At 46.2% G+C, this 6,979-nt stretch carries 2 protein-coding genes; both read right to left on the bottom strand.

What is annotated here, in order from left to right:
• Positions 1-200 precede the first annotated feature (200 nt).
• Positions 201-971, bottom strand: a complete 771-nt coding sequence (locus QZZ43_RS09825; protein ID WP_291858423.1) for a bifunctional 2-polyprenyl-6-hydroxyphenol methylase/3-demethylubiquinol 3-O-methyltransferase UbiG — start codon at positions 969-971, stop codon at positions 201-203.
• A 645-nt stretch (positions 972-1,616) separates the two neighbouring features.
• Positions 1,617-6,665 carry an Ig-like domain-containing protein gene (locus QZZ43_RS09820; protein ID WP_291858421.1) on the bottom strand — a complete coding sequence of 1,683 codons (5,049 nt, stop codon included), beginning with the start codon at positions 6,663-6,665 and terminating at the stop codon, positions 1,617-1,619.
• Between the last annotated feature and the right edge of the window lie 314 nt (positions 6,666-6,979).

Raw genomic sequence — 6,979 nt, 5'->3', positions numbered from 1 at the left:
AACAGAACCGCGGGCTGAAAGCCCAACCAACCATAGCCCGGGGCAACGTCCCGGGTAAAGAAGTTCATGTCAATTTTGACGCCCTGAAAGGGCAGGTAAAAACATAAAAAGAAAGGTATGAAGGTTGCTTGCGCAACGAGGTTTAACCACACAGGGCACGGAGAAACAGGGTAATCATCTTTTTGCGAAATTTCTAAGATTCAGGTAGCCACCGTTAGCCTGGCCAGATAATCGTAATGATCACCCTCAACGATTCGTTCGAAGCGGAAGCCGCTTTTTTCGGCATGGTACTCCATCAGTTGGTCGTCAATAAAGAGCCAGGGGAACCGGCGGCCTTTCCGTCCTTTGTAACTCATGCGGTACTCCACTTCACCGTAGTAATGATCGTTGAGGTTGATGAGAATGCTGCCGTCGTCTTCCAGAAAGAGGTAACGTAAATCGGAACTGTCAACCAATATTTGACCACCGGGTTTCAAAAGTTTTCGGGCAACATTGAAAAACCCCTTTAGTTTGTCGGTGGTGCCAACGATGCCTATGCCATTCATGAGCATCAGCAGGGTGTCGTAGCGGACTTCCTCGGGAAGGTTAAAAAAATCCTTTTCCAGAATATTTTGAATGCCACGTTTTTGCATCACTTCGCAGGCACCGGGGGAAATTTCCAGTGCCGTCACCTCAAATCCCTGTTCTTGTAGCCAAAGGGCATGGGAGCCTGCGCCTGCACCTACGTCGAGTACTTTTCCGCGGCATTGTTTCAGGGCGTCCTGCTCCAGGGTAGGCATCTCGTTAAAAGGACGGAAGAGGTAATGAACCGGAATGAGATCGGTCTCTGCAATATTGCTCCAGACTTCGATGCTTAGGTCCTTGTTGGATTTTTGAAAGTAATCCCGGCATGCAGAACCGATGATGTCCAGCGATTCTTTGGCAGGCAAATTCGCGGAACTTGGCCCCGGTGTGTTGATTTGTTTTTTCAAAGTGGGTGTTTTTTGCAAAGATAAGTTTTTTTGTGGAGCAGAGAGAAAAGGCATGGTGCATAAAAACGGGCTGAAAGCCCAACCAACCATAGCCCGGGGCAACGTCCCGGGAAACGAGGAGATGGTCATTTTTTGCGCCCTGAAAGGGCAGATAACAACGGTAGAAAGAGGGTATACAACCGGGTTTAACCACAGAGAACACGGAGGAGAACAGAGGTTGCTCCGCAACGCGGTTGTTATACAGAGTTGCACGGAGGAGGCACAGAGTCGCACAGAGTTAATTTAAAACTTTTCTTATATGTCTGATTTTGTTCAATCCGCAGATGGCACAGAAAATTATTCTCATAGAACGGTAAGAAACTGGAAAGCGGGCTGAAAGCCCAATTAATAATAGCCCGGGGCAACGTCCCGGGACAAGAGGTCCAGGTCATCATTTGCGCCCTGTAAGGGGCAGATAAAGGTTTAGCAACGCTTCCCCCTTTTTGAACGAGGGTTGGGGTGGGGACATCATGAGATTAGTACCCTGCTTTAGCGAAGCCGAAGTCTTGATATCAACTTCATCAGGGCTTATAAAAAGTGAAGGTTAAGAAAATTTTTTTTCAAAAGAATTCCTTAACCTTAACCTCAGACTCTTGTTTTTCTGAATTACTCCACCGCTACTTTGTGTTGTTCTTTTCCCTGGTCCGACATGATGGTAAGCACATACACTCCGGTATTTGGTGTATCAATGCGATTCGGGGCATTGGGGGACAGTTTTCCGTTTTCAAGAATGCGTCCGCTCATGTCGTTGAGTTGATAGGTGAGGTTTTGTAGTTTGGGTGTTTCTACCACAATTTGCGAATGCTGTGAGTAAACCAGACATTTCTCATCCTGTTTTTCCGGTTGCTGGTTGGCAGTAGCAATCGAATTTCTTACCAGCTTCAGAGTAAATCGGGATTCGTTGGTTCCTTTGGTATCCACACTAAAAGCGTAGGGCGAATCTTCGGTCAATAACCATTCTTCGTTTTCGATGTGGTCGGTAAGGAGCAGTTGGTCAATGTCGTGAATGGCCATTTCGGTAACCTCAATGAGGTAACTGCCAGTGTTGTTGGCAAAATAACCAAGAGGAATGATTTTCTCGTTCCATTCATCATTAGGAATGGCATTAATAGCAATGCTTGGGCCACTTAACGGGGTATACAGCTCAATGGTTTGCGAAGATTTGGCAAACATTTTTTCGGTGTCCAGGTGGTCCAGGTCATCCGAGGCTTCCGGATGGAGCACAATTGCCGTTTCGTCTCTGACTTCGCCATTGCTTCCTGCAATTTTCAGTACGCGGGGTGAAGAAGCCGATTTGAGGTACGAATTTTGGTTTGTTTGTGCATCAGCAATCTCAAAGGTGATAGATGACTCAAGGTGACGCAGTTCGGCAGGCACTTTCACAAAGAAAGAGTGGTTAGACGGAATCACTGACGATGCAAGATTGACTCCTGTCCCCACTTCCTGATTGTAAACGCCATAAACACTTTGGTTGTTATCCCACAACCAGAATCCGTCTGCTACATTGTTTTTGGTGATGTTGACCCAATCAATTGAGGCGGTGAAGGGGTTACCTACCAGATGCCAGCCTTTTCCCGCGGGTGACCAGCTGACCGGAATATTCACATCTGCCTGGTTGATGCTTCCGGAAAAGATAATTTTCCCCACCTCGCTTCTCATGATGTAACCTTTGCCAGGCAGGAGAATTTCGGATTCTCCTACCGTTTCGTACAGCCCGGTACTGTTGTTCCACTTGTACAGATTATTGGTTACGCCCATAGCTGTTTTAGAGGCTCCGCTGGTAGGAGAAGCGATGTTGTAGTTCCTGTTATTAGCCGAAACTGCCTGCTCAATCTTCACACTATCGTCAGCCACGGAAAGGGTACCTCCGATATAAATGTAAGAGGCATTTACATTGGCTGTAGATTGCAGTCTCAATTCTCCGGTAACCACCAGGGTTCCTGCCGAATGGGTCAGCACGGCACCCGGTTCAATGTTTAGGTTATGAACGGAAGTGTTGGTTGAGATTTCCGGATAGGTTGTTACCGTATTCGGGATGTAAACGCTGCCATCTGTAAATCCATTCTGCGGCTGACCTTCCCAGTTGGCCGGATCTGACCATGCAGTAGCGCCTGTTCCTCCTCCCGTCCAGGTGTACACCTGATTGGTGGTGAAGGTCGTGGTTGTTGCAGCTATCTGTCCGTTACCGATCAGGTCGTACACCTGATTAGCGGTAATTGTGTAATTGGTGCGTGGATCCAGATTTACGGAAGGTGTTACCGTAATTTCACGACCTGATGCATCGATGCTTGCCGAGTGGGCAACGGGTGTGTTGCCCGTGGTGAGGGTGAGTGCAATTAATCCGGTTAAATTGGTATTGTCGTATTCAACACCCGAAGCATTGAAAATTTTCTCGTTGAAAGTGATTTTTATTGTACCATCTTCCGGAAAATAGTCGGTGCCATCGGCAGGAAACACAGTGGTAACCGGTGCCACCTTATCTATCAGCAGACTTGTTCTTTTGGAATAGAGATCTTTGGTTGGATGTTTGGCAACCAGGTGCATGTAATAGTTGACTCCGGAAGTAAGTCCTGAAATATCAATGTTGTTGTGTGTCAGAGGAATTCCTCCTGTCAATGTTCCATTGCCTGATACAGGGGCGGTTACATCATTGGCCAGTAGTCCGCCGGCTATTTGCTCAACAGTAGGAGCCGCCTCACTGTCAGAAATAACAAAATAATAGAGGGCATTGATGTTGGTTTGAAGGTCGAGATTGATATTGTCGGTGGTGATAGAATTAAACACAGGGTAGCCGGTTGTCCATGCCGGAGGTTCCGGAAGGGTGGTGAAAGTCCATTCCAATACATCGGTGATGCCGGCAAAAGCAAAACCCGTATCGGCCGATTTCACAAATCCTGCATCCATGGTGACATAGAGGGTTTCTTCATGCGGCATATCCAGATTCGAAAAAATCAAGTCATTTCCAACAATGGCTATTTGAGAAGAATTAGCAAGTACGGTTACTGCATTTCCACCCAGTTCATCGTGAAGAATCATGTTGCCCGTTCCTATTGCAATAGGTTGGTCAAAAGTGAGGGTCAGTTCAGCATCCACCGGTATGTCAATGGAATTGTTGACGGGTTGATAGGTACTAATGACTGGCCCCGAAGGTGAAGTGAAGGTCCAGGAGGAGGTTTCCTGAATTCCCGAATATGCCACTCCGCTGGCTGTTGACCTAACAAAACCTGCGTCAATGAGGATGAAATAGCTTTCACCGGGTGGAAACTCCAGATGTGAAATACTCATAACATTATTAATAATGCTGATGTTTCCGGTGTTGTCGAAAGCGATGGACTGAAATGTCTCATTTGCTCCGGTGGCATACTTAATCCGGAGGGCTCCCGAAGTTCCAAGTTCTATGTTTTCGGAAAATGTTATCACCAGGTCATTGGTTGCTGATGTTAATACACTTGCATTGGCGGGGTCGAAGGACAGGGTTGTTGGGGCCTCAGCTGTGGTAAAACGCCACTGATTGTTATCTGAGATGCCTTCAAAAGCAACATCGGTACCATCCGACAAGATCACACCATTGTCGATTTTTACAAAATAGGTGGTTGCGGGTTGCAGCAGGTCATGGGTAATAGTTAGTTCATTGTTATTAAATGTGAGGCCGGGATCGTCGAACGAAAACGTTTTAAAAGCCATTCCGCTTGAGGTGCCATCATCTTTTCTGATTTGCAAATAGCCGGTGTTTCCCCGTTTAATGTATTCAGAGAAAGTCAGTACCAGTGGTTGGTTTACAGGAGCTGATAATTCGCCGTTTTCGGGGTAGTAACTGCTTATTGAGGGTGCTCCTGCAGTCGTAAAACTCCAGCTTTGGTCGCTGATGCCCTCCCAGGGTGTTCCGGTGGCATCCGATACCACCACATTGTTGTCGATCTGGATGTGATAGGTTGTTTCTGGTGTAAGAGCAGAATGGTTGATGGTTAGAATATCATTGCTGAAAGTGAGCAACTCGCTGTCGAAAGGAATGGCCTCCACCAATGTTTCATCACTCAGCCTGATGGTAATATTCCCGATAGCTCCGGGTGCAATGTTTTCATTGAAATCAATGGCAAAAGGAGCCGTAACCGATACTCCGGTTGCAAGGGCAGCAGGGGTAAATAGTTCAGTCTGTGGCCCGCTGGTGGTGGTGAAAGTCCAGCTGGTTTCGCTGCTGATGCCGGCAGCTTCGATCTGGGTGGTGGCAGAAAGGGCCAATCCCTCATCCATCAGTATGTAAAACTGAGTATTCCCCGGTAGTGCATCGTGGCTGATGCTTAATGAGTTGTTGGTTGCGGTAAAGCTGGCTCCGTGGGTTTGTGTGTTGATGGTTTGGACCAGTTCATTTGTTGCGGTATAGATGTACAGGTTCTTATTATTTCCGGGAACGATATCCTGATCATAGGTGATTTCCAGTAGTTGATTTCCGGAAACGTTGGTTGCGCCGTTTATAGGTGTTACCGACTGAAGGGATGGTGGAGCCGCAGTTCTAAAACTCCACACTCCGGCTAATCCACCAATTTCTTCCGAAGCAATATTGTTGTCATCGGCAGTAACCAGTCCTTCTTCCACTTCGATATCGAAAGAGGTATCTCCCGGGAAATTGTCATGGCTGATGGTCACCTTAAAATTGATGGGATCATAGCTGAACAGAGCGGCATCATTTGTCGTGTTGATGGTTTGAAAAATGTTTTCGGTGCCACTGTAATAAATGATGACGTTTTTGTTGTCTCTAAGTGTGACCGCTTCACTGTAGGTAATTGACAGCGGGGTATTGGCGTGAACAATTCCTTCGGGCGTGCTGGCTGGCCCAATGGAATAAAAACTGAACTCTTCGGCAACCGTGGTAAACGACCATTCAGTACTTCCGGCAATGCCGGCAGAACCAACACCTGTGTTTACGGCGGTTACAAATCCTTCGTCCACATTTACGTAATACTCCTGATTTCCTGCGAAGGCTTCGTGAGATATTTCAATGATATAGTCAGTTCCGGAGAGGGTGATGTTCAGTAAATCCGGGTTGGAGGTTGTGTTGATGGTCTGAAAAAGAGTTCCGCCAGTTTTATAGATATTCAGGTTTTTATTCGGTGCAAATGCAATTTCTTCATTATAGGTGAGGGTAAGCGTTTCCAGTCCGGTAACCCCAATAGCATTGTGAACCGGATATTTTGAAGAAGGGGCCGGGCGAGAAACGGTGGTGAATCGCCAGATTGTATTGATGTCGTCAATGCCGGAGAAGGGCGTTGACGTCGTGAAATCCTCTAATGCACCTTCTGGAATAATAATAGAGTATTGAGTCTCAGGCTCAAGTGCTGAAGAGGGTGTAAGAGTTAGAGTATTGTTAATTAATCCAATGCTCCCTGAAAAATCTATTTTTACCCCGTCAACAATCAAAACTTTTAGTAATTCATTTGTAGGGTTGTTCGTTTCTACTATTTTAATATACTTGGAGGTACTTGAGGAGTTATATTTAATGTTGTTAATGAAATTCAGGCTCAATTCCACATCCAGTGCAACATCTGGTGCATTTTGCCCAGGAAAATATGTATCCACCACAGGCTCTTGTGCCTGAACATTAAAAATAGTGGTAAACCATACCAAAAGAACTGCGAGTGAGGGTAAAAGTTTCTTCATACTTCATCTTTTTTATTGGGGCAACCTGCTTGGGGCTGTGGTTGTCGCCGGGTTACTTGAGTTGATAATTCTTTGTGATGAAACACGTAAATTCCGTGACGAATGTACGAAAAAAAATGACTAAATGTTTCATTGAGTCGAGGCTAATTCAGGAGGGGGGAGCGTATGGAGCTGTTAGTTGTTGGTTTTTTGCTCTTCGATCTTAAGAGGGAAACGTGTTATTGGAATATCCACCAGTTTTTTTTGCGATTAAAACTTTGAGAAACAGAAAAACGGGCTGAAAGCCCAACTAATCATAGCCCGGGGCACCGTCC

The sequence above is a fragment of the Marinilabilia sp. genome (assembly GCF_016278715.1).
Classification (GTDB): domain Bacteria; phylum Bacteroidota; class Bacteroidia; order Bacteroidales; family Marinilabiliaceae; genus Marinilabilia.
This window is presented reverse-complemented; position numbering and strand designations above follow the sequence as displayed.